This window comes from Asticcacaulis sp. YBE204 (assembly GCF_000495855.1).
Lineage (GTDB): Bacteria > Pseudomonadota > Alphaproteobacteria > Caulobacterales > Caulobacteraceae > Asticcacaulis.
The window spans coordinates 386104-405730 of the sequence record NZ_AWGF01000004.1 but is presented as its reverse complement, the minus strand read 5'-3'; the positions used below and the strand labels follow the sequence as shown (position 1 = coordinate 405730).

General features: G+C 61.6%; 25 protein-coding genes. 22 read left to right on the top strand and 3 right to left on the bottom strand.

The window, feature by feature from the left end; translation table 11 throughout:
• Positions 1-19: 19 nt before the first annotated feature.
• The 3 genes from AEYBE204_RS29035 (at position 20) to AEYBE204_RS29025 (ending at position 2581) form a co-directional block, all read left to right on the top strand.
• Positions 20-1327, top strand: coding sequence for a tetratricopeptide repeat protein (locus tag AEYBE204_RS29035; protein WP_023461996.1), 1308 nt, complete (start codon positions 20-22; stop codon positions 1325-1327).
• A gap of 88 nt (positions 1328-1415) precedes the next feature.
• Positions 1416-1931, top strand: a complete 516-nt coding sequence (locus tag AEYBE204_RS29030) for a GNAT family N-acetyltransferase (RefSeq protein ID WP_023461995.1) — start codon at positions 1416-1418, stop codon at positions 1929-1931.
• A gap of 143 nt (positions 1932-2074) precedes the next feature.
• Entirely contained in the window at positions 2075-2581 is a 507-nt protein-coding gene (locus tag AEYBE204_RS29025) for a GNAT family N-acetyltransferase (protein WP_023461994.1), read from the top strand.
• Here the strand turns inward: AEYBE204_RS29025 and AEYBE204_RS29020 are convergent.
• Complete coding sequence (locus AEYBE204_RS29020) at positions 2578-3147, bottom strand: type II CAAX prenyl endopeptidase Rce1 family protein (RefSeq protein WP_235068114.1); 570 nt, start codon at positions 3145-3147, stop codon at positions 2578-2580. The two genes, AEYBE204_RS29025 and AEYBE204_RS29020, sit on opposite strands and share 4 nt — an antisense overlap.
• A gap of 107 nt (positions 3148-3254) precedes the next feature.
• Here AEYBE204_RS29020 and AEYBE204_RS29015 point away from each other — a divergent pair, with 107 nt between their 5' ends.
• From AEYBE204_RS29015 to AEYBE204_RS29000, 5 genes are all read left to right on the top strand, one after another.
• Positions 3255-3899, top strand: a complete 645-nt coding sequence (locus AEYBE204_RS29015; protein WP_023461992.1) for a LemA family protein — start codon at positions 3255-3257, stop codon at positions 3897-3899.
• Between the two features lie 144 nt (positions 3900-4043).
• Positions 4044-4496: a YgcG family protein gene (locus AEYBE204_RS0120160; RefSeq protein WP_023461991.1), complete on the top strand. Its 453-nt coding sequence runs from the start codon at positions 4044-4046 to the stop codon at positions 4494-4496.
• A 62-nt stretch (positions 4497-4558) separates the two neighbouring features.
• Positions 4559-5338 (top strand): YgcG family protein, encoded by a 780-nt coding sequence (locus AEYBE204_RS29010; RefSeq protein WP_031230334.1) that lies wholly within the window; start codon positions 4559-4561, stop codon positions 5336-5338.
• Positions 5235-6035 carry a TPM domain-containing protein gene (locus AEYBE204_RS29005; RefSeq protein ID WP_235068112.1) on the top strand — a complete coding sequence of 267 codons (801 nt, stop codon included), beginning with the start codon at positions 5235-5237 and terminating at the stop codon, positions 6033-6035. Before AEYBE204_RS29010 ends, AEYBE204_RS29005 begins: the two co-directional genes overlap by 104 nt.
• A 12-nt stretch (positions 6036-6047) precedes the next feature.
• A complete protein-coding gene (locus AEYBE204_RS29000; protein WP_023461988.1) occupies positions 6048-6344 on the top strand; it encodes a hypothetical protein in 297 nt (98 codons plus the stop codon).
• Between the two features lie 235 nt (positions 6345-6579).
• On the opposite strand, the gene AEYBE204_RS28995 is transcribed toward AEYBE204_RS29000, so the two are convergent.
• Complete coding sequence (locus AEYBE204_RS28995; protein WP_023461987.1) at positions 6580-6855, bottom strand: hypothetical protein; 276 nt, start codon at positions 6853-6855, stop codon at positions 6580-6582.
• A 172-nt stretch (positions 6856-7027) separates the two neighbouring features.
• On the opposite strand from AEYBE204_RS28995, the gene AEYBE204_RS28990 reads away from it, so the two are divergent.
• Positions 7028-8266, top strand: a complete 1239-nt coding sequence (locus AEYBE204_RS28990; protein WP_023461986.1) for an Hsp70 family protein — start codon at positions 7028-7030, stop codon at positions 8264-8266.
• Positions 8267-8297: 31 nt separating this feature from the next.
• On the top strand, positions 8298-8900 hold the full coding sequence (locus AEYBE204_RS28985) for a YcxB family protein (protein WP_023461985.1): 603 nt from the start codon (positions 8298-8300) through the stop codon (positions 8898-8900).
• A gap of 2 nt (positions 8901-8902) precedes the next feature.
• On the opposite strand, the gene AEYBE204_RS28980 is transcribed toward AEYBE204_RS28985, so the two are convergent.
• Positions 8903-9463 carry a hypothetical protein gene (locus AEYBE204_RS28980; protein WP_023461984.1) on the bottom strand — a complete coding sequence of 187 codons (561 nt, stop codon included), beginning with the start codon at positions 9461-9463 and terminating at the stop codon, positions 8903-8905.
• Between the two features lie 142 nt (positions 9464-9605).
• On the opposite strand from AEYBE204_RS28980, the gene AEYBE204_RS28975 reads away from it, so the two are divergent.
• The 12 genes from AEYBE204_RS28975 (at position 9606) to AEYBE204_RS40290 (ending at position 19437) form a co-directional block, all read left to right on the top strand.
• Positions 9606-9911: a YerC/YecD family TrpR-related protein gene (locus AEYBE204_RS28975; protein ID WP_023461983.1), complete on the top strand. Its 306-nt coding sequence runs from the start codon at positions 9606-9608 to the stop codon at positions 9909-9911.
• A 12-nt stretch (positions 9912-9923) separates the two neighbouring features.
• Complete coding sequence (gene hisG, locus AEYBE204_RS28970; RefSeq protein WP_023461982.1) at positions 9924-10802, top strand: ATP phosphoribosyltransferase; 879 nt, start codon at positions 9924-9926, stop codon at positions 10800-10802.
• A 142-nt stretch (positions 10803-10944) separates the two neighbouring features.
• Entirely contained in the window at positions 10945-12243 is a 1299-nt protein-coding gene (gene hisD, locus AEYBE204_RS28965) for a histidinol dehydrogenase (protein WP_023461981.1), read from the top strand.
• 173 nt (positions 12244-12416) lie between these two features.
• Positions 12417-13919 (top strand): imidazoleglycerol-phosphate dehydratase HisB, encoded by a 1503-nt coding sequence (gene hisB, locus AEYBE204_RS28960; protein WP_023461980.1) that lies wholly within the window; start codon positions 12417-12419, stop codon positions 13917-13919.
• Entirely contained in the window at positions 13916-14509 is a 594-nt protein-coding gene (gene hisH, locus AEYBE204_RS28955) for an imidazole glycerol phosphate synthase subunit HisH (RefSeq protein WP_023461979.1), read from the top strand. Before hisB ends, hisH begins: the two co-directional genes overlap by 4 nt.
• Positions 14510-14654: 145 nt before the next feature.
• Positions 14655-15386, top strand: coding sequence for a 1-(5-phosphoribosyl)-5-[(5-phosphoribosylamino)methylideneamino]imidazole-4-carboxamide isomerase (gene hisA, locus AEYBE204_RS28950; RefSeq protein ID WP_023461978.1), 732 nt, complete (start codon positions 14655-14657; stop codon positions 15384-15386).
• A 3-nt stretch (positions 15387-15389) separates the two neighbouring features.
• On the top strand, positions 15390-16157 hold the full coding sequence (gene hisF / locus AEYBE204_RS28945; protein WP_023461977.1) for an imidazole glycerol phosphate synthase subunit HisF: 768 nt from the start codon (positions 15390-15392) through the stop codon (positions 16155-16157).
• Positions 16158-16370: 213 nt separating this feature from the next.
• Positions 16371-16601, top strand: coding sequence for a hypothetical protein (locus AEYBE204_RS28940; protein ID WP_023461976.1), 231 nt, complete (start codon positions 16371-16373; stop codon positions 16599-16601).
• Positions 16601-17248, top strand: coding sequence for a bifunctional phosphoribosyl-AMP cyclohydrolase/phosphoribosyl-ATP diphosphatase HisIE (gene hisIE / locus AEYBE204_RS28935; RefSeq protein ID WP_023461975.1), 648 nt, complete (start codon positions 16601-16603; stop codon positions 17246-17248). Before AEYBE204_RS28940 ends, hisIE begins: the two co-directional genes overlap by 1 nt.
• A 58-nt stretch (positions 17249-17306) precedes the next feature.
• On the top strand, positions 17307-17807 hold the full coding sequence (locus AEYBE204_RS28930; protein WP_023461974.1) for a DUF805 domain-containing protein: 501 nt from the start codon (positions 17307-17309) through the stop codon (positions 17805-17807).
• Between the two features lie 67 nt (positions 17808-17874).
• A complete protein-coding gene (locus AEYBE204_RS28925; protein ID WP_023461973.1) occupies positions 17875-18456 on the top strand; it encodes a DUF805 domain-containing protein in 582 nt (193 codons plus the stop codon).
• A gap of 297 nt (positions 18457-18753) precedes the next feature.
• Positions 18754-19437, top strand: a complete 684-nt coding sequence (locus AEYBE204_RS40290; RefSeq protein ID WP_023461972.1) for a hypothetical protein — start codon at positions 18754-18756, stop codon at positions 19435-19437.
• The last annotated feature ends 190 nt before the right edge of the window (positions 19438-19627 follow it).

Here is a 19627-nt window from a genome sequence, read left to right as displayed (position 1 = left end):
GTCGTTTTGGGGGGACATCATGCGCAATCTTATAACCGGCCTTGGCATTCTGGCCTTGTCGCTTGCCGTGCCGGCGGGGGCTTACGCTGCCGAGGCGCCGAAGCCTGCCGCCAAAACCGCCAGTGTCGACTGGGCGAAGAAATCCTTCGATGAGATTCAGCAGGGCGCCTTCAAGGGCGATGCCGACGCCCAGTATCAACTCGGCCTCAGCTATATGTATGAGAGCCCGATTCAGGACTATTTCACGGCGCTGCGCTGGTTCCAGAGCGCCGCCGATCAGGGTCATGGTCTGGCCACCTATACGGCCGCCATCATGTATGCGCTGGGTCAGGGCACGCCGGTGGACTTCGGCCGCGCTATGGCCCTGTACAAGCTGGCCGCCGAACGCGGCGTCGTGCGCGCCTATTCCGACATCGGCATCGCCTATCGCGAAGGCGAGGCCGTGACCAAAGACCCGGTCGAGGCCGTCAAATGGTTCCGCAAGGGCGCCGACCTCAAGGATCCGCAGTCGATCATGCTGTTGGGGCGCAGCTATATCGACGGGATCGGCGTGGAAAAGGATATCGCCAAGGGTCTGGTCCTGATGGAAGCGGCAGCGACCCTGGGTGACATTCGCGCGCAGCAGTCGCTGGCCGCCTATTACTACTTCGGCAATCTGGGTATCACAGACTACACCAAGGCGTTCCAATGGGCCGAAAAAGCCGCCGAAAACGGCAGCGTATGGGGCCATTTCTATGCCGGGATGATGCACGAACTGGGCCGCGGCACGACGATCGATTACATCGCCGCGCTCCAGCACTATGCCATCGCCGTCAAGCAGAAGCACGCTCAGTCGCTGGTGCGCATGGCCGGCATGGCCTGCCGCGGTCAGGGCCTGAAACAGGATATCCCCGGCTGCACCAAAATTCTTTCCGGTCTGGCCGGTCAGGGCATGCCGGACGCCTTCTTCATGATGGGCGAACTTTACGAGACCGGCGGCGGCCTGCCGAAGGACCTGCCGCGCGCCTATGTGTGGAAACATTTCGGTATCATCCTGCGCGACGGCAAGGCGGACGAATGGCCGAAGGAACTGAACTATCTCAGCGACGGTTTCACGCTTGCCGAACGCGCCCGCTTGCCGGGTCTGCGCACCGAGGTCGCCAAGGCCGTCGGCATCCGCATCGAAGGCGCGGCCGACGGCAAGGTGTCGTGGAATGAGGTGCGACCGTCCGATTTCCACTTCTCGAACCTGCGTCAGCCTGTCGCACCGCTCGATGCGTCGTTTTCACAGCCGGTGATCTGGAAATCCGAAAACGAGCCCCTACATACACCTTACCAGCCGGGCTGACGTCCCCCCCTGAACGGTTCGGCTGAAGACCAGACGCTTAAGGCCCTCCCCCTGGCCTTAGGCGTCTTTTTTTGGCTATAAGACCGGCATGACCTTCACCATTACCCGCATCGACACCGCCGACCTGCCCCGTGTGACCGCCCTGGCCGAACGCATCTGGCCGGAATGCTTTGCCGGGATCATCGACGCCGACCGCATCCCGCACATGGTCGCTGAAATCTACGCGCCCGACACCCTGCGCGCCGATGTCGAGCAGCGCGGCCACGTCTATTGGCTGGCGCAGGTCGATGGCGAGGACGCCGGGTACGTGTCCGGTTTTACCGACGGCGACCGATTGTGGCTGAAGAAGCTCTACACGCTCGACAGCATGCGCGGACGCGGTCTCGGCAAGGCCCTGATGCAAACCGTGCGTACGCATTTCACCGGCGCGAAAACCCTCTCGCTCTATGTCTATTCGCTCAACGCCCCGGCCATTGCCTTTTATCAATCGCGCGGATTCACTGTCGAAGCCAAGGTGCCCGTGCAGATGGGACCGTACCGTTTCGAAGACTACATCATGAATCTGGACCTGAGGCAGTCGCTCACGAAAAGTGACAAGGGTTGAAATAAAAGATCGACTTTCGTGATTTCTGTGGCAACTTATTAACAGGCCATGTCCCGATGGCCCCTGAGGAAATGCCCTGGAAGACGTCAGAATGGCGCTCCGGATCGACCATGCCGCTACTTGCCCCAACCCGGAGGTCCGCCATGTCCCATACCGCGAAAATCCGCCGCATCAGCGTCGATGAACTGCCGATCGTGCGCGAACTGGCCATGCTCATCTGGCCGCGTCTGTACCGCAGCGTCGTGTCGCCGGTGCAGATGGACGCCATCCTCAGCGACCTGTTCGACCTCGACACCCTCGAAGAAGACATGGAGACGCGCGGCCACGTCTACTGGTTGGCCGAGGTGCATGGCAAGCCGGTCGGCTTCCTGTCGGCCAGTGCCGAACAGCGTCACGTCAGCATATACAAGGTCTATGTTCTGGCGGACTATCGCGGCGCCGGGATCGGCAAGGCGATGATGCAGTCCGCGCTCGACCATTTCGACGACGCCCGCACCCTGTCGCTGATCGTGCCGAAGGACCATGACCACGGCATGGGATTTTCGCTGAAATCGGGTTTCAGCTTCGACAAGGAGGTGCCGACCCGCGTCGGCGGCTACGACCTGACCAATTACGTGATGCAGAAGTCGCTGGTCGAAACGGTGGCCTAACCCATCAGGTCGGCCAGAGACGGCCCGCCCAGATAGGCTTTCCATGCCCAGACCAGCCCGGCGTGGAACACCACGGCGGGCCACAGTGAGCCTGTACAATATCGCAATAGCGCGCACCCCAGTCCGATCAGGCCCGCACATAGTAAAAAGGCGGGCTTGAGAAACAGGGTCGCGCCCGGAAGAAACAGTTTCGCTTCGGCGATATGCCACAGCACGAACATCACCAGTCCGCCAGCTATGACGATCATGGGGCGTTGCGTCTCATCGCGATCCGGCACCAGCAGACCGCGAAAAAACAGTTCCTCCGTGAAGGCCGGAACCATTAACACGCTCAGAAACAACAGAGGCAAGTTACCAGCCACAGGCTGCCATTTCAGGATGCCTGAGACGAAACCGGCCACTGACACTGTGGCGGCCACGCCGATCCCGATCAGCCCACATAGCGCCCACGCCCGCAGGTCAGGCCAGCGCGTCAGCGACCGCCCCAAGCTCAGAAATCGTTTGCGTGTCTCAGCCGCGACGTTCATCCGGTACAATTCCCATTCTGTCGAATAAGTAATCCTCATCGCCTCTTTTGCACAGGCGGATTTTATCCTATGTATAGGGTCTGTGTGCAGCCCTGAAGCGCCTGATGGCAGGCGACGGCGCACCCATTCGAGGGAGCTTCATTGCGATGAACCTTAAGCGTATTACCGGTCTGCTGGCCGTTGCCGGCGTGGCCCTGTCTCTGGTCGCCTGCGACGTCAACCGCATCCCGACCCAGGAAGAAGCCGCCAAGGCCTCGTGGTCCGAGGTCCAGAACCAGTATCAGCGCCGCAGCGATCTGGTCGGTAATCTGGTCGCCACGGTTCAGGGCGCGGCGATCGCCGAACGCGGCACGCTGACCGAAGTCGTCGAGGCGCGCGCCAAGGCGACCAGCGTCAATGTCGATGCCTCCACCATCAGCGATCCGGCCAAGTTCCAGCAGTTCCAGCAGGCGCAGGACGGCATGTCCTCGGCGCTGGGCCGCCTGATGGTCGTGGTCGAAAAATATCCTGAGCTCAAGAGCCAGCAGGGCTTCATCACCTTGCAATCGCAGCTCGAAGGCACGGAAAACCGCATCGCCATCGCGCGCAAGGACTATAACGCCTCGGCCCAGACCTATAACACCACCCTGCGCTCGTTCCCGCAGAATATCCTGGCCGGAACCATCCATTCGGGTTCCAAGCCGATGGAATATTTCAAGGCCGCGCCGGGTTCTGATCAGGCCCCCAAGGTCGATTTTTCGGGCGTCGCCCCCCAAAGCGACACCAAATCTGACACCGCTGCTTCGCAGTAATATCAACTGAAAAGACCGCCCATGTCCCTGTCTCTTCCCATTCTGAAGATCAGGGCCGCATGGGCGGTTTTGCTATTATCCTGTCTGGCCCTGTGGGCGTGCAGTGCATCGCCAGCCACTTTCCCAAAATTGACGGGGCGGGTCGTGGACGAGGCCGGTTTGTTGTCGCCACAGGCGGAAAAGGGGCTCGACCAGAAACTGAAAGCGCTTGAAACGGAAACCAGCGATCAGGTCGTCGTAGTGACCGTCAACAGCCTCAACGAACAAGATATCGCGGATTTTAGCCTCGCCCTGGCCAATCGCTGGGGCATCGGACAATCCGGCAAGGTTCGCGATGCCTACGGTCATTTGCACAAGGACAACGGCGTCATTCTGCTTGTGGCACCCCAAGAGAAAAGAGTGCGTATCGAGGTCGGTCGGGGGCTCGAAAAGATCATCAGCAATGAAAAGGCCGACGCCATACTGCAAGTGGATGTGCTTCCTCTTTTCCAGCAAAACCAGTACGAAAACGGTATTCTCTCCGGCAGCAATGCCATTATCGAAACCCTCAGGGAAAATCACGCCATGGCGCGCGACTATAAGGAGACACGGCTGTGAATATGAGGGCCGTCCCATCGCCAGAGCGTTCGCTGTGGTCCAAAGCGGGCCTTTTCGGCCTTATGGTCGCTACGCTTCTGATCGCGTTCCTGTCGGTATCGCACGCAGCCGAGCCGCAGTTCCCCGCCTTGACCGGACGCGTCATCGATCAGGCCAATCTGCTGACGCCCGAGGTCGAGGCCGCCCTTACGGCCAAGCTCAAAGCGCTTGAGGACGCCACCACCGATCAGGTCGTCGTCGTCACGCTCAACAGCCTGAATGATTACGAGATCGCCGACTACGGCTATCAGTTGGGGCGCCACTGGGGTATCGGTCAGAAGACGGCACAGGCCTCGGCCACATCAGGCTCAGAAGCCTTAGGTCAGTTCAAAAACAATGGCGTCATCCTCATCGTCGCGCCGAATGAGCGCAAGGTGCGCATCGAGGTCGGCTACGGCCTCGAACCGGTCCTGACCGACGCCTATAGCTCGCTGATCATCCAGAACGGTATTCTGCCGTCGTTCCGCGACGGCGACTATCAAGCTGGTATTGTCAGCGGCACTGACCTGATCATCGCGCAACTGGCGCAGGATCGCGGCACGGCGATCCAGAAGGCACAGGCGGCCGCCGAACCGGCGCAGCATGGCAAGCAACAGCGCATTCCGGCCTGGGTCGTGATCATCGTCATCCTGTTCATCATACTGTTCGCCCGCGGTTGGCTGCCGTTCATCCTCCTCGACGCCCTGTTCCGGGGCGGCGGTGGCGGTGGCTGGAGCGGCGGAGGCGGCGGCGGTTTCGGCGGCGGTGGATTCAGTGGCGGTGGTGGCGGCTTCGGCGGCGGCGGCTCTTCAGGAAGTTGGTAAGCACATGGCCTTGAACATCGACCACGCGCGCATCAATGCCGCCATCGCCCGCGCCGAAGAACATACCTCCGGCGAGATCACCTGCGTTATCAAGAAACGCGCTCTCGACTATCCCGAAACGCCGCTGATGTGGGCGGCGGGTACAGCCTTTATCCTGCCGCTCATTTTGCTGGGGCTGGGCGTATGGCCGCACGACTGGCTGGGACCGGTCCTGAGCGCCGTCGCCGGGTGGAATGCACCTAATGTCACGGGTGAATTGATGGCGGCCGAAGCGATTATCTTCTATGCCCTGATGCAGCTTATTCTGTTCGCAGCGGTATATCTCGTGGTGTCGCTGCCCAAGGTGAAACTGTGGCTGACGCCGCGATTCATCACCCGCCGCCGTGCGCACAAGAAGGCGATGGAGCAGTTTCTGGCCCGCGGTCTGCACCTGACCGCCGGACGCACTGGGGTCATGATCTTCTGCGCGCTGGAGGAACACTTCGTTGACGTCATCGCCGACGAAGGCATTTATTCGCGCGTCGACAAGAGCGTGTGGAACGAGACGGTCGCCGTGCTGATCGAGCACATCAAGACCAACGACCTGACCACTGGTTTCGAAGAAGCCGTGGCCAAGTGCGGCACGACCTTAAGCGCGCACTTCCCGCCGGATGCGGTCAATCTCAACGAACTGCCCGATGTGCTAATCGAAATTTAAGGCCTCACCTGAATGAACCGCACTCTGAAATGGCTTATGCTTATGTGCGGCTCGGTAGGATTGGCATCCTGCGCTCATGCCGGAAATACCGAGAGCAGCCCGAAGTGCGATTATTACGCAATCGCCAGAGCCGAAATTATCAAGCACAGCCCTAACTATCCTTTGGATGCCCGGACCATGGCGCACAAAAATCGCCTGACGATTGTTGAGGTGTTTTACCTCTTGCCGGAAGATGCGATGGGCGGCGGCCCCATCGTCAAAATCAGGAAGTCCGATTGCACGGTTAAGGACATTACGTTCTGGGAGTGAAGAACGCGCACTTTCCGCCGGACGCCATCACCCTCAAGGAGCTGCCCGACGTGCCGATCAAGATATGACTCCCTCCTCCCTACGCAGTGGGGAGGTGGCATTCGAGCTTTAGCGAGAATGACGGAGGGGTCCGACACCGAATATCCGACCGCCGCGCTTTGGGTTAACTATGGCGCTATACCCCTCCGTCACGCCTTCGGCGCGCCACCTCCCCACTACGTAGGAAGGAGGGAGTTTAACGCCAGCGCGTCTTGAGCAGCGACAAGGCAATCAGGACCAAAAACACGCCCACGATACCGCCCCTGAGATATCCATCCCACGGGGCCAGCAGGTGTTTGAACAGGGGATTTTGATTCAACAGAATGAAAATACCAATCTGAACCAGAAGGACGAGATAGCCCTGCCATTTCACAGGCACCCAATACCCCAACGGCCCAAATTTAAAGACAAACCAGGGATCGCCGAATACCGACGCCTCGCGCGTTTGCCATAGGGGTGTGCGTCCGTTCATCCCGCCCTCTGCTGATGTTCGCAACGTCTAAGAGTATGAGCCTCTGTCCTACGCGACACAAGCCCCTCTTCTACCTCCCTGGCACGCCGGGGAGGTAGAAGAAACCCATAGCCATCTCCGTCATTCCCGTGTAAACGCCGCGATCCTTTTTTGTGTGCATCGCGGTAAAGTCATGTCTCCCCGTCCCTATTGCGGTATCGATTTCGGCACCTCCAACTCCGCCGTCTGCGTCGGGCGCGGCGACGACCTGCATCTGGTGCCGATCGAAGGCGCCTCGGTGACCCTGCCGTCGGCGCTGTTTTTCAATACCGAGACCGAGCGCCTGACCTTTGGCCGCGAAGCCATCGCCGAATATCTCGACGGCTACGAAGGCCGGTTGATGCGGGCGTTGAAATCGGTGCTGGGCAGCCGCCTGATCGGGGAAACCACGCAGATCGGCAGCAAGCGCAAGGACTTCCGCGAGATCATCGGCAACTATATCGCGCACCTCAAACGCGCCGCCGAAGCCCATATCGGCGAGCCGCTCGAAGACGTGGTGCTGGGCCGTCCCGTCCACTTCGTCGACGACGATATCGAGGCCGACAACCGCGCCGAAGCCGAACTGCGCGGCATCGCCGAAGCCCAGGGCTTCAAGAACATCAGCTTCGAATACGAACCGCTGGCCGCCGCCCGCGACTATGCCAGTACGCTCAACCGCGAAGAAACCGTGCTGGTCGTCGATATCGGCGGCGGTACGTCGGACTTTTCCGTCCTGCGCCTGAGCCCGACCACGTCCGAGATTCTGGCCAATGCCGGGGTCCATATCGGCGGCACCGACTTCGACCGTAGCTTAAGCCTCAATACGGCGATGGTCGATATGGGCTATCAGTCGAAGCTGAAAAGCGGGCTCGACATGCCGCTGCTCAACTACCATCAGCTTTCGACCTGGCACCTGATCAACTTTCTCTATACGCAGAAGGCGATGCTGGGCATCCGCGAACTGCACTATCTGGCCGAACGCCGCGACCTGACCCAGCGCCTGATCACCGTGGTCGAGGAACGCAAGGGCCACAGCGTCGCCAACCGCATCGAAGCCGCCAAGATCGCCCTGTCCGAACACGACCTGACCTCGGTCGACTATACCGACATCGAAAAAGGCTGGGTGTCGGAAATCCACCGCGATACCCTGATGCAGGCGACCGGCAGCGACGTCGAAAAGATCGTCATCACGGCGGGCGATACCGTGGCGCAGGCCGGGCTTAAAGGCTCCGACATCCATACCCTGTTCATGACGGGGGGCTCGACCGCCATGCCGGGGTTCGAAGCCGCCATGCGCGCCGCCTTCCCTGAGGCGCAGGTCAATTACGGCGACCGTTTCTCGTCGGTGGCCTCGGGTCTGGGGCTGGCGGCCAAGGCGCGCTTCGCGGCTTGACAAAGGGCCACGTGTCCTTGCAATTCGCGGCATGACCGAAACACACCTCAGCACCGAACCTTACCGCCTTAAAGCCGGTGATATCGCCAGCTTCTGCGGCGTATGGGCTCAACGTAACCGTTTCAACCGCATTAGCCTGATCCGGTTTGGTGTAGTCTTTGTCGTGCTGATCATCATTTTCGCGGCAGGCCGAAGCGTCATGCCAGAGACCTATCCATCCGACCCTGTCCTGATCGGCGTCTTTTATCTTTTAGCCGCTGCCTTTTGGGCCGCCCTGATCAGCTTTTTCCTTCAACCTTTGTTGATTGGCGGCCTCCAGATCGTCAGCCATCTGCTGAAAGCCGCGCCGCCGGAGCAATCTGTCAGTCTGGATGAAACCGGCTTCACCAAACATCAGAATGGCGCGGTAAAAACCACCGAATGGACCGAAGTTCACGACGTGAAAGAAACCGCGCGCACGTTGCTGATATTCACCCGCCCCAACAGCGCGCTGATCGTGCCCAAGCGTGCCTTTGCAGCACCGGAAAACGAACACCGCTTCGTCCTCGCGGCCCAGCAATACCGGGACCATGCCCGCACGACCCCGACGGCATCGAAAAGCGCCGTGCCCGCCGACGCCGAGCAGGTGTTTTAGCACTAGCCCCGCCGGGTCTTTAAAAGGCCTGTGACAAACAGCACGGCAAACACGGCGACACTACCCATGCTCACATATAGCCCGAGTTGATCGCCGCGTTCGGATAGTGTCTCGCCATATTCCAATCCGCCGACAAGACAAATAAGTTCCGCCACGAGCAATAACAGGCCCTGCCAACTCGCCGGATAGATATAGGGCAACGGGGCGAATTTGATCAAAAACCACGCACCGCGCCCCCCCGGAATTCGACGTTTTTGATCCCATACGGGCTTGGGTGCCAAGGGTTCTGTTATATTCTGGCTGTCTGCCCAAACGCCCATGCTGGAGAGAAACAGATCGACGGCCTGCGCTTCGCCGGTCACGGTTATGCCTATATAGGTTTCGCTCTCGAAGGTGAGTTTCTGCCCCTTCACGGTATAGGTGCTGTTCGCGATATCCTGCGATCCGGCCAGACCTGACCAGAGCCCGATACGCCTTGCCTTAAGTGCCTTGAGTGCCTGCCTGATCCGTGCCTGTAACACCGGATCGTATTCCGCCCCCAGAACCATCGTTTTCTTCGGCATCCTGCTTCCCCCTGCGCAGACGGAACTTGCTCTGCCCTATGCATTACGGCAAGAGGGTAACGGCTTAAGAAATTCGTCGAAACCTCTTGCCTTCCCTTCCGTGCCGCTGTATTAGCGCGCTAACACATTAAAACAGACCCTCATGACCGACACATCGCCCGAGAGATACGCCGCCGACGAGGCCGAACTGGTGAAAGCCCTGCTGACGCTGGAAACGGCGGAAGAGATGCGCGCCTTTCTCGACGACCTGTGTACCCCATCGGAACTGAGGGCCTTTGCCGAACGGTTCAAGGTGGCACGGCTGCTGGCGGAAAACCAGTTGTCCTACCGCGACATCTCCGAAAAGACCGGGGCCTCGACCACCACGGTGACCCGCGTGGCGCGTTTCCTGCGCGACATGCCGCATAAGGGTTACCGGCTGGTGATCGATCGCCTCAAAAGCCAATAAGAAAGTACGACTATGTCCACCCGCCTCCGCATTGCCGTTCAGAAATCGGGCCGTCTGGCCGACCGCTCGCTGGAGCTGATCTCCGGCGCGGGCCTGCGCGTCATGAAGGGCGCCAACGAACTGCTCTATCGCGTCGAAAACCAGCCCATCGACCTGCTGCGCGTGCGCGACGACGACATCCCGACCTTCGTCGCCGACGGCGTGGCGGAACTGGGCATCGTCGGTTACAACGTGCTGGCCGAACACTTCCCGGATGACGACCTCGAAGAGCGCATCGTCATGCGCCTCGGCTTCGGCAAATGTACGCTGAAGATCGCCGTGCCGGAAGCCTTCGACTATCAGGGGCCGCAAAGCCTCGAAGGCAAGCGTCTGGCGACCTCCTATCCGAACATTCTGGGCAAGTGGCTGGCCGACAAGGGCATCACCGTGACCATCGTCGAGATGCGCGGCGCCGTCGAGGTCGCGCCCCGCATGAAGATCGCTCACGCCATCTGTGATCTGGTCTCGACCGGTGCGACGCTGGAAGCCAATGGCATGAAGGCCGTCGATCTGGTGCTGGCGTCCGAAGCCGTGCTGATCAAGGCCCCCCACGCCCCGCCGGCCGATCTGGAACACGTCTATGACATGCTGCTGCGCCGCTTCGATGGTGTGACGGCTTCGACGGGGGCGAAGTATGTGATGCTGAACGCCCCGCGCGAGCATCTGGACGAGATCATCGAACTGATCCCCGGCGCGGATTCCCCGACCATCATGCCGCTGGCGCACCGCGAAGACGCGGTCGCCGTCCACGCGGTGTGTCAGGAAAACGTGTTCTGGGACACGCTGGACAAACTCAAGGCGGCGGGCGCTTCGGCGATCCTGGTCCTGCCGATCGAAAAGATGATGAAATAGAGTAGTAAGGCCCCCCTCCGGCGCTACGCGCCACCTCCCCCACAAGTGGGGGGAGTATTACTTAAAAATACCTCCCCACTCGTGGGGAGGGGGACCGCGAGCGTAAGCGAGTGGTGGTGGGGGCCTTAAGGACAACGCACCGATGAAGACCTTTATCTGGAACGATCTCAGCGCAGCGGAACGCAAAACCGCCCTCGCCCGCCCGGAAAACCGGCGCGACGAGCGCGTGCTCGACACCGTGCGCACGATCTTCGACGACGTGGAATCGCGCGGCTTCACCGCCGTCAGCGACTGGGCCGTGCGTCTGGACGGTCACGCCCCGGTGCGCGTCGAACTGAACCCGTCGCTGGTCGACGAAGCCCGTGCCCTGCTCACCGCCGACGACCTCGAAGCCATGGAACTGGCGGTCGAACACGTCCGCGCCTTCCACGCCGCCGAACTGCCCACCACTGGCCCGATCATCGCGCCCGCCGAAGGCCTGAGCCTGCAACGCGTTTTCCGCCCGATTTCGACGGCCGGTCTGTATGTCCCCGGCGGCACCGCGCCGCTGTTTTCGACCCTGATCATGACCGCCGTTCCAGCCCTCGTTGCGGGCGTCCCCAACCGCGTCTGCGTCACCCCGCCCGCCAAGGATGGCTCGCTGCACCCGATGATGATCGCCGCCGGGGCCGCGGCCGGTCTCGACGCCATCTGGCGCGTCGGCGGCGCGCACGCCATAGCTGCCATGGCGCTCGGCGCGCTGCCGGATGTCCCTGCCGCCGACAAGCTGTTCGGCCCGGGCAACAAGTACGTCGCCGAAGCCAAGCGCTACGCTACCGAACGCCTGTCGGGCATCGCCATCGACATGCCCGCCGGTCCGTCCGAGCTGATGGTTATCGCCGATGCGACCGCCAATGCCAAGCTGATCGCCGCCGACCTGCTCAGTCAGGCCGAACACGACGCCGACGCGCAGGTCGTGCTGGTGACGCTCGACCGCGACCTGATCGAGACGGTTTCCGCCGAACTGGAGGCGCAACTGGCGACCCTGCCGCGCGCCGCGATCGCCCGCGCCTCGCTGGAACAGGCGCGCCTGTTTATCGTCGACTCGCTGGAAACCGCTGCCGAGGTCGCCAATCTCTATGGCCCCGAACACCTCGCCTTGCAGGTCGAAGACCTCGACGCCCTGATCCCGCAACTGACCGCCGCCGGCACTGTGTTTGCGGGCACCTATGCGGCGGAAACCTTCGGCGATTACGCCGCCGGCCCCAGCCACGTCCTGCCGACCGACGGCGCGGCGCGGGCGTGGGACGGCATCACCGTGCGGTCGTACCTGACCAGCTTCGTCGTTCAGCGCGCCACCCGTCAGGGCGCGGCCACCATCGCGCCCGCCGCCGCCCGTCTGGCCCGGCTGGAGGGTCTCGAAGCCCACGCGCTGGCGGCAGACTTCAGGCTGGAGGTCTGAGTGAGTAAGGCCCCCCTCCGGCGCTCTGCGCCACCTCCCCCGCAAGCGGGGGAGTATGAAATTAAGAGTGCTCTCTCTTCATACCTCCCCACTTGTGGGGAGGGGGACCGCGCCAGCTTGCTGGCGGGGTGGTGGGGGCCTTCGCAATCGATCCAAAGGTTCGAGGTGTAATCATGTTCGCGTCCCCTTTCACCGCCCTGAACGCTCAGGGCTCCGGCCTCGAAGCCTCGCCGCCGTCGCTTGAGCCGCTGCGCGAGCGCATGGCCGAGATCTACGGCGTTGAGCCCTATCAGCTCATGGTCACGCGCGGCGCGTCGCATGCGACCGAGATCCTGATGCGCCGCCTCAAAGTCAACGGCTACGAGAACGTCTTCACCGACCCCTGCTATTCCGAGCGCCAGTACCACCTGCAAAGCCTCGCCGACGCCTACGGCTTGTCACTGAAACAGGCGACCAAGCCGCTGATGACGCTCAAGGGCGCGGGCATGTACCTGATCGACAACCCCAACATGCCCGACGGCAAGGTGTGGGATCTGATCGCGGCGCGGACGTTGGCCGTCGAGGTTTTCCCGGCCCTGCTGGTGATCGACGAGAGCTATTTCGACGCCTGCGACGGGGTGAGCCTCGTCGAGCTGACGAAATCCGAGTCGAACGTCGTGGTGCTCAAAAGCCTGTCGTTCCTCTACGGCCTGTCGGGTGCCCGTGTCGGTGCGCTGATTTCGTCGCCCAAGACGCTCAACGGTCTGAGTCGGTTCTGCGAGCCCGCACCCCTGCCGACGCCCTCGATCAAGGCCGCCGAAGCCGCGCTGGCCCCGTCGCGCGCCCTGAACGTGCAGTCGCGCGTCGATCTGATCCGCACGGAACAGGCCCGCTTGCGCGAGGCTCTGACCGACGCGCCGTCGATCCTGCAAAGCCACCTCAATGACGGGCCGTTCCTGTTCATCAAGCCGAAGGACCTGATCCGCACGCAAACCGCGCTCAAGCGCTTCGGCGTCGTGGCCAAGAACGCCTATGAAGGCCTGATCATGGCCATCGGCGACAAGCCGTACAATGACCGCCTGCTCAATGCGCTGGGCGTCTCGACCGATGCCGGACGTCCGGCGCGGCGCGGTGAAACCCTGCGCGACACCAAGGAAACGAAGATTTCGGCCATCGTCGATCTCGACAATCCGAAGCCGGTGAAGATCCACACCGGGGTCGGCTTCTTCGATCACATGCTCGATCAGGTCGCCACGCACGGCGGCTTCTCGCTGCAACTGTCGTGTGAAGGCGATCTGGAAATCGACGCCCACCACACGATCGAGGACTGTATGCTGGCCTTTGGCGCGGCGCTGAAAAGCGCTTTGGGCGACCGTATCGGCATGGCGCGCTTCGGTTTCGTCCTGCCGATGGACGAGACGGAAGCCAAGGTCAGCGTCGATATTTCCGGCCGTGCCTACTGCGTGTTCAAAGGTGAGTTCGACGCTTCGCACATCGGCGACTACCCGACCGAGATGACCGGCCACGCGTTCCGCTCGCTGTCCGAAGCGTTAGGGGCCTCGATCCATATCGAAGTCACCGGCGAGAACGACCACCACAAGGTCGAGGCCTGTTTCAAGGCCCTGGGCCGCGCCCTGCGCATGGCCACGCGCATCGAAGGCGACGCCCTGCCCTCGACCAAGGGCATGTTAGCGTGAGCCGCGTCGCCGTTATCGAAATCGGCTGCGCCAATACGGCGTCGGTGCTGTTCGCGCTCGAACGTCTGGGCGCGGAGGCCGTGCTGTCGTCGGACGCCAATGAGATCGCCGCAGCCGAGCGCGTGGTGCTGCCGGGCGTCGGCGCGGCAGGTTTCGCCATGAGCCGTATCCGCGAGCTTGGCCTCTACGATACGATCCGCGCGTTGAAACAACCGCTGCTCGGCGTCTGTCTGGGCCAGCAACTGCTGTTCGACTCGTCCGAAGAAGGCGATGTCGACTGCCTCGGTCTGATCCCCGGCAAGGTCGTAAAGATGGACGCACCCAAACCGCTCGTCGTACCGCATATGGGCTGGAACCAGTTGGAAGCCGTCGCCGAAGACCCGCTGACCCAAGGGCTGAACGCGGGCGACTACGCCTATTTCGTGCACAGCTTCGTCTGTCCGGTCACCGAACATACGCTGGTGCAATCGACCTACGGCCAGCCATTCGCGGCCATGGTGCGCAAGGACAATGTCTGGGGCTGTCAGTTCCACCCCGAACGCTCGTCTGCCGCCGGTGCGAAGATACTGGAGAATTTTCTCCGCGTTTAATTTAATCCCCTCGCCCCCCAAAAACTAAGAATGGGGGGAGAGGGTTAGGGTGAGGGGGAAAGTCCCGCGCTCTTCTGTTGACACCCCCTCACCCGGCCCTAACGGGCCACCCTCTCCCCTCTGGGAGAGGGGGAGATTACCGACCATGATCCTCTACCCCGCTATCGACCTGATCAACGGAGACTGCGTCCGCCTCGCGCAGGGCCGCTTCGACGCCGTGACCAAGTACGACTCCGATCCGTTCAAGCGCCTTGCCTTGTTCAATGACGAATTCGCGCAATGGGTCCACATCGTCGATCTCGACGGGGCCAAGGCCGGATCACCGCAGCAGCATGAATTGATCGGCCGTCTGGCGCAGGCGTCGCGCGCGAAAATCCAGACCGGCGGCGGCGTCCGTACCCGCGAACACGTGCAGACCCTGCTCGATCAGGGCGTCTCGGCGGTCGTGGTCGGTTCTGCCGCCGTCAAGAACCCTGAAGAGGTGCGCGGCTGGCTGCGCGATTTCGGCAAGGACAAGATCACGCTGGCGCTGGACGTCCTGCCCACCAAGGACGGTGATTTCGACGCCGCCCTGCACGGCTGGGTCGAAGGCTCCGGTATCTCGCTGTGGGACGTGCTCGACTACTATCCGGTCGGGGTGGCGCAGCGCATCCTCGTGACCGATGTGTCGCGCGACGGGATGCTGATGGGTCCGAACATGGACCTGATGCGCGCCCTGCGTCAGAAGCGTCCCGACCTTGAAATTCAGGCCTCGGGCGGCGTGAAATCGATCGAAGACCTGTACGATCTCAAAGCCTTGGGCGTCCACGGGGCCATCGTCGGCAAGGCGATCTACGAAGGCCTGATCGACCTTAAAGCCGCACTGAATGTGGGATAAGACATGTTAGCCAGACGCATCATCCCCTGTCTCGATGTCAAGGACGGCAAGGTCGTCAAGGGCGTGCAGTTCGTCGGCCACGAAGTGCTGGGCGACGCCGTCGACATGGCGCTCCGGTACCGCGACGAAGGCGCCGACGAACTGGTCCTGTACGACATCACCGCCTCGGCTGAGGGGCGCACCGTCGATTATAACTGGGTGCGCGACATCGCCCGCGCGCTCGATATACCGTTCTGCGTGGCGGGCGGCATCCGGTCGGGCGAACAGGCGGTCAAGTGCCTCAATTCGGGCGCCGACAAGGTGTCGATCAACTCGCCCGCACTGGAACGGCCCGACCTGATCAACGAACTGGCCGAAATGGCCGGGTCGCAATGCGTGGTCGTCGGTGTGGACTCACGCGAACTGGACGGGGACTATTATGTCCACCAATACAGCGGTGATCCGGACAAGATCCGCGCCGCCGGCCGCCGGACCCTCGACTGGGTGGTCGAAGCGCGCGACCGCGGGGCCGGTGAAATCGTGCTCAACTGCATGAATCAGGACGGCGTGCGCAAGGGTTATGACATCCGCCAACTGAAGCTGGTCCGCGACCTTATCGACATTCCGCTGGTGGCGTCCGGCGGCGCGGGCGCGGTCGAACACTTCACCAAGGTCTTCGAGCAGGCGGATGTGTCCGGCGCGCTTGCGGCCAGCGTCTTTCACAAGAAGATCATCCATATCCCCGATCTAAAACGCGACCTGCAAACGGCGGGAATCGCGGTTAGACTGTAAAGCAAGATACCCCACCACCACGCCCTTCGGGCGCGGTCCCCCTCCCCGCCAAAGGCAGGGAGGAATAAGAAAGATACAGACCTTCATTCCTCCCCAACTTGTTGGGGTATAGCGTCAGCAAAAGTATATCTTTTGCAAGCGTTGAGACCGCACGAATTTGCGAAGCAAATGAGATGTGGTGGTGGGGTTCTTACTTGCAGCAGGAACGTAGACATGTGGCGAAAGCTGATATTCTGGCTGATCGGTCTGGCAGGTTTTCTGCTGTTTGCCGTAAGCGGATTAGTGCTTTATGCCGTTGTCCTCGACCGGTTAGCCGTCGGTAATCCCGAAGGCACCAACCTGCTGACCTTCCTGTCTCTTCTGGCGGCCATGTGCCTCGGCGCGTTTATGGCCCGCCCCACCTTCCTGAAACTGATCGCCCTCATAAAGTCGCAGACCCGATAATGCCCGAATCCCACAAACTACCCAACCCGCTCACCCTCGCCGATATCGACGCGCTCGATTTCACCAAGGGCGACGGCCTGATTCCCGCCATCGTGCAGGACGCCGACACGCTTCAGGTTCTGATGCTGGGCTATATGGACAAGGCCGCCTTGACCGAGACGCTGACCGCGCGTCAGGTGACCTTCTTCTCGCGCTCCAAGGGTGGGCGCTGGCGCAAAGGCGAGACCTCCGGCGATTTTCTCAATCTCGACCACGTCCTGACCGACTGCGACGAAGACGCCCTGCTGGTCATGGCGCGCCCGGTCGGCCCGACGTGCCACACCAAGACGACCTCGTGCTTCGGGCACGAGACCGCGCCGGGCATCGGCTTTATGGGACACCTCGCTCACGTCGTGGCCGAACGCGCCAAGGCCCCGCCCGCCGACAGCTACACCGCTCGCCTGATGCAGAAGGGCGTCGCCAAGATCGCCCAGAAGGTCGGCGAGGAAGGCTTAGAGACCGCTCTGGCCGGACGTGCGGGCGACCTCGACGAATTGCATGCCGAAGCGGGCGATCTGCTCTATCACCTGTCGGTGTTGCTCATGGCGCGCGAAACGACGCTGGAGGCCGTCCTCGATGTCCTGCGTGAGCGGCACAACGGGCGCTGAGCTTTACAAACGGTTGCGTCCATGGTGAGTTGACCTCGCTAAAGGGGGACTTCACATCATGGCCAAGCCGCGCTTTTTCCTGACACCCGCCGAATATCTATCGACCGCCGGTCGTATGAGCCGGATGCAGTATTTTGTACACGGTCTTTTGTTCGCCGCCGTCATGTTCAGCGGTTTTATGCTCATGGGGGCCAGCGGACTTGTCGATGAAGGTATCAGCACGCCTCAGGCGGCCCTGATCTATCTGGCGGTGATGCTCCCGTTCTTGTATCTGCTGGTGTGTCTATATGCCAAGCGGTTGCACGATCTCGGCTGGACGGCGTGGTGGTGCGTTCTGGCCTTGTTCGACCTGCCGTTCGATCTGGGCGTCACGGTGGCCAACGCTTTCATGGTTGTGCCTGAGACCATCATAAGCGCCAACAATATTATCGGCATGGTGGGCAATGTGACGGGCCTCGGCCTGGGGCTGGTTCTAACCTTCAAAGCCGGAGATCGCGGCCCGAATAAATACGGCCCTGACCCGTTGCGGCCGCCGCAACTCGACACCACCGTGTTTTAGTTTTTAAGGTTCGCCAAAGACCGAAGCGATGTTAACCTTTGCAAACAGACCCTAGCCAGAGCCACAGATGACGACGACCGCCGATTCTCCGCTGCATACCGGACGCCTGACGCGGCGCGGGTTTATCATGTGTGTGGTCATCCTGCTGGTCCTGTCCTATGCGCCGGATGTGATCGCGATGATGGTCGAGACGCCGCAATGGCTGATCGAGTTGCCGGTGTTTGCGGTGCTGGCCATCATCCTCCTGCTATTCGTTTCGCGGCGACTGCGCGACAGCGGCAAGTCTGCCGGCCTTCTGTGGCTGGCTCTGATGATCATCGTGCCGATCTATCTCCTCTTCGCCTCGCCACTGGCCGGGTTTCTGCCGGTGCCAAGCCAGTTGTCGACGCTGGCCCTGATCGGTGCCAATGGCATCGTCTTCGGTGGGTTGCTGTATCTTAGCCTGCAACCGTCTTACGCACCGCCCGCCCCGCACGTTCTGGAACCGGAGCCCGATACCGGCCCCTCCGTGCCGGTCCTGAACGATCCGGATATCGTCAGCGCGCCTGCGTCCCCAGACGTTGCCACAGATGCCGACACCGTGCCGGACGCACCTGACGCGCCGTCGTCTGACGCCTCTTCGTCAGACTCTTCCTCGTCGTCGGACTAGTATCGGCAGGCGCTTATCTATCGGCCCCAATCGGCAAACGTCACAGCTTTGCCGCAATTGGCGTAACGTAGCCGTGGCCGTTTTATCGCATGGTGACACCTATCGTCAGGCTCTGCGACGGATTTGCGGTTTTGGTTGCACGGGTGACCGATTTCAGGCATGATCCGCCCATATTTGTGACCGTCCGACATAGGCAGCTGTACCTGCCTGGCTGGCTGGACGAGCGAGCGCGTATGGCTCGTAAGATTTGGGTTGGACCGGAAACGACCGGTCGGGGAAATTTGGACGCGCACGCCTATGTCATCCTTGATTGACATCATTGTCGGCTTTATTGCCGCGCTCGTTTCGGCGGCGTTCCTGCATTTCGGTGCCGGCGGCGGATCTGCGCCCGCCCATAAGACGCCTGCGCCCGAACCCCGCACGGAACTTCAGGTCCCGGCAGACATCGAGGACAAGGTTGCCGAACCCGAAGCGCCGGCCGAAATGGCACCGGTCGCCGAAGTGGCGCCGGTCAAGGCCGTCGCTGCGGTGAAGGCGAAAGCGGTCGCCGAGATAGCGCCTGCGCCGCGTCCCAAACCCGCCCCGCGTCCGCATGTTCTGGCCCCCCAAATCCTGGCCCCATTACCGCCGCTGGCGCCGCCCGCTGCCCCCAAACCGCCGGTCATGCATTTTTCGCTGATCGTCGATCAGGATGTACGCACCGAGATCGAACAGCGCCTCGAAGCCGATATCGAGCGTGAAATGGCCCGGCATCAACAACGTATCGAGCGTGATGCCGAACGCGCCGCCCGCGTCGAGATGCACAAGGCCGAGCTGAACAAGGATCGCGCCATCGAAGCCGCTGCCCGGATCATGCACAAGGTCGTGGTCAAGGCGCAGGTCGCCGTCACCGCCGAACCCGTCGTCTCAGGCCCCGATTGCCCGCAGAACGACGAGGGCCGCGATCGCCCGCAAAATATCCGTACCTTTACCGGTCACTAAGCCTTATGGGCCTATGACGGACGTCGTGCGGCTATCCCCCGGAAAAACCGTCAAATTCTAAATTCTCCGCGCAACAAATATTTGCGTTAAGGACGATCTGCGTCTAGCGTTTCGCCTAACGGGAGAAACCCCTGCCCTTCGGACCGCGAAGGGTGACGGCGCAGGACAAGTATCGATGAAATCACGCATT

Bases quoted from the DNA above. Each gene is read 5' to 3' on its own strand.
- AEYBE204_RS29035 (WP_023461996.1), top strand. From the start codon at position 20: ATGCGCAATCTTATAACCGGCCTTGGCATTCTGGCCTTGTCGCTTGCC.
- AEYBE204_RS29030 (WP_023461995.1), top strand. From the start codon at position 1,416: ATGACCTTCACCATTACCCGCATCGACACCGCCGACCTGCCCCGTGTG.
- AEYBE204_RS29025 (WP_023461994.1), top strand. From the start codon at position 2,075: ATGTCCCATACCGCGAAAATCCGCCGCATCAGCGTCGATGAACTGCCG.
- AEYBE204_RS29020 (WP_235068114.1), bottom strand. From the start codon at position 3,147: ATGAGGATTACTTATTCGACAGAATGGGAATTGTACCGGATGAACGTC.
- AEYBE204_RS29015 (WP_023461992.1), top strand. From the start codon at position 3,255: ATGAACCTTAAGCGTATTACCGGTCTGCTGGCCGTTGCCGGCGTGGCC.
- AEYBE204_RS29010 (WP_031230334.1), top strand. From the start codon at position 4,559: ATGGTCGCTACGCTTCTGATCGCGTTCCTGTCGGTATCGCACGCAGCC.
- AEYBE204_RS29000 (WP_023461988.1), top strand. From the start codon at position 6,048: ATGAACCGCACTCTGAAATGGCTTATGCTTATGTGCGGCTCGGTAGGA.
- AEYBE204_RS28995 (WP_023461987.1), bottom strand. From the start codon at position 6,855: ATGAACGGACGCACACCCCTATGGCAAACGCGCGAGGCGTCGGTATTC.
- AEYBE204_RS28990 (WP_023461986.1), top strand. From the start codon at position 7,028: ATGTCTCCCCGTCCCTATTGCGGTATCGATTTCGGCACCTCCAACTCC.
- AEYBE204_RS28985 (WP_023461985.1), top strand. From the start codon at position 8,298: ATGACCGAAACACACCTCAGCACCGAACCTTACCGCCTTAAAGCCGGT.
- AEYBE204_RS28980 (WP_023461984.1), bottom strand. From the start codon at position 9,463: ATGCCGAAGAAAACGATGGTTCTGGGGGCGGAATACGATCCGGTGTTA.
- AEYBE204_RS28975 (WP_023461983.1), top strand. From the start codon at position 9,606: ATGACCGACACATCGCCCGAGAGATACGCCGCCGACGAGGCCGAACTG.
- hisG (WP_023461982.1), top strand. From the start codon at position 9,924: ATGTCCACCCGCCTCCGCATTGCCGTTCAGAAATCGGGCCGTCTGGCC.
- hisD (WP_023461981.1), top strand. From the start codon at position 10,945: ATGAAGACCTTTATCTGGAACGATCTCAGCGCAGCGGAACGCAAAACC.
- hisB (WP_023461980.1), top strand. From the start codon at position 12,417: ATGTTCGCGTCCCCTTTCACCGCCCTGAACGCTCAGGGCTCCGGCCTC.
- hisA (WP_023461978.1), top strand. From the start codon at position 14,655: ATGATCCTCTACCCCGCTATCGACCTGATCAACGGAGACTGCGTCCGC.
- hisF (WP_023461977.1), top strand. From the start codon at position 15,390: ATGTTAGCCAGACGCATCATCCCCTGTCTCGATGTCAAGGACGGCAAG.
- AEYBE204_RS28940 (WP_023461976.1), top strand. From the start codon at position 16,371: ATGTGGCGAAAGCTGATATTCTGGCTGATCGGTCTGGCAGGTTTTCTG.
- hisIE (WP_023461975.1), top strand. From the start codon at position 16,601: ATGCCCGAATCCCACAAACTACCCAACCCGCTCACCCTCGCCGATATC.
- AEYBE204_RS28930 (WP_023461974.1), top strand. From the start codon at position 17,307: ATGGCCAAGCCGCGCTTTTTCCTGACACCCGCCGAATATCTATCGACC.
- AEYBE204_RS28925 (WP_023461973.1), top strand. From the start codon at position 17,875: ATGACGACGACCGCCGATTCTCCGCTGCATACCGGACGCCTGACGCGG.
- AEYBE204_RS40290 (WP_023461972.1), top strand. From the start codon at position 18,754: ATGTCATCCTTGATTGACATCATTGTCGGCTTTATTGCCGCGCTCGTT.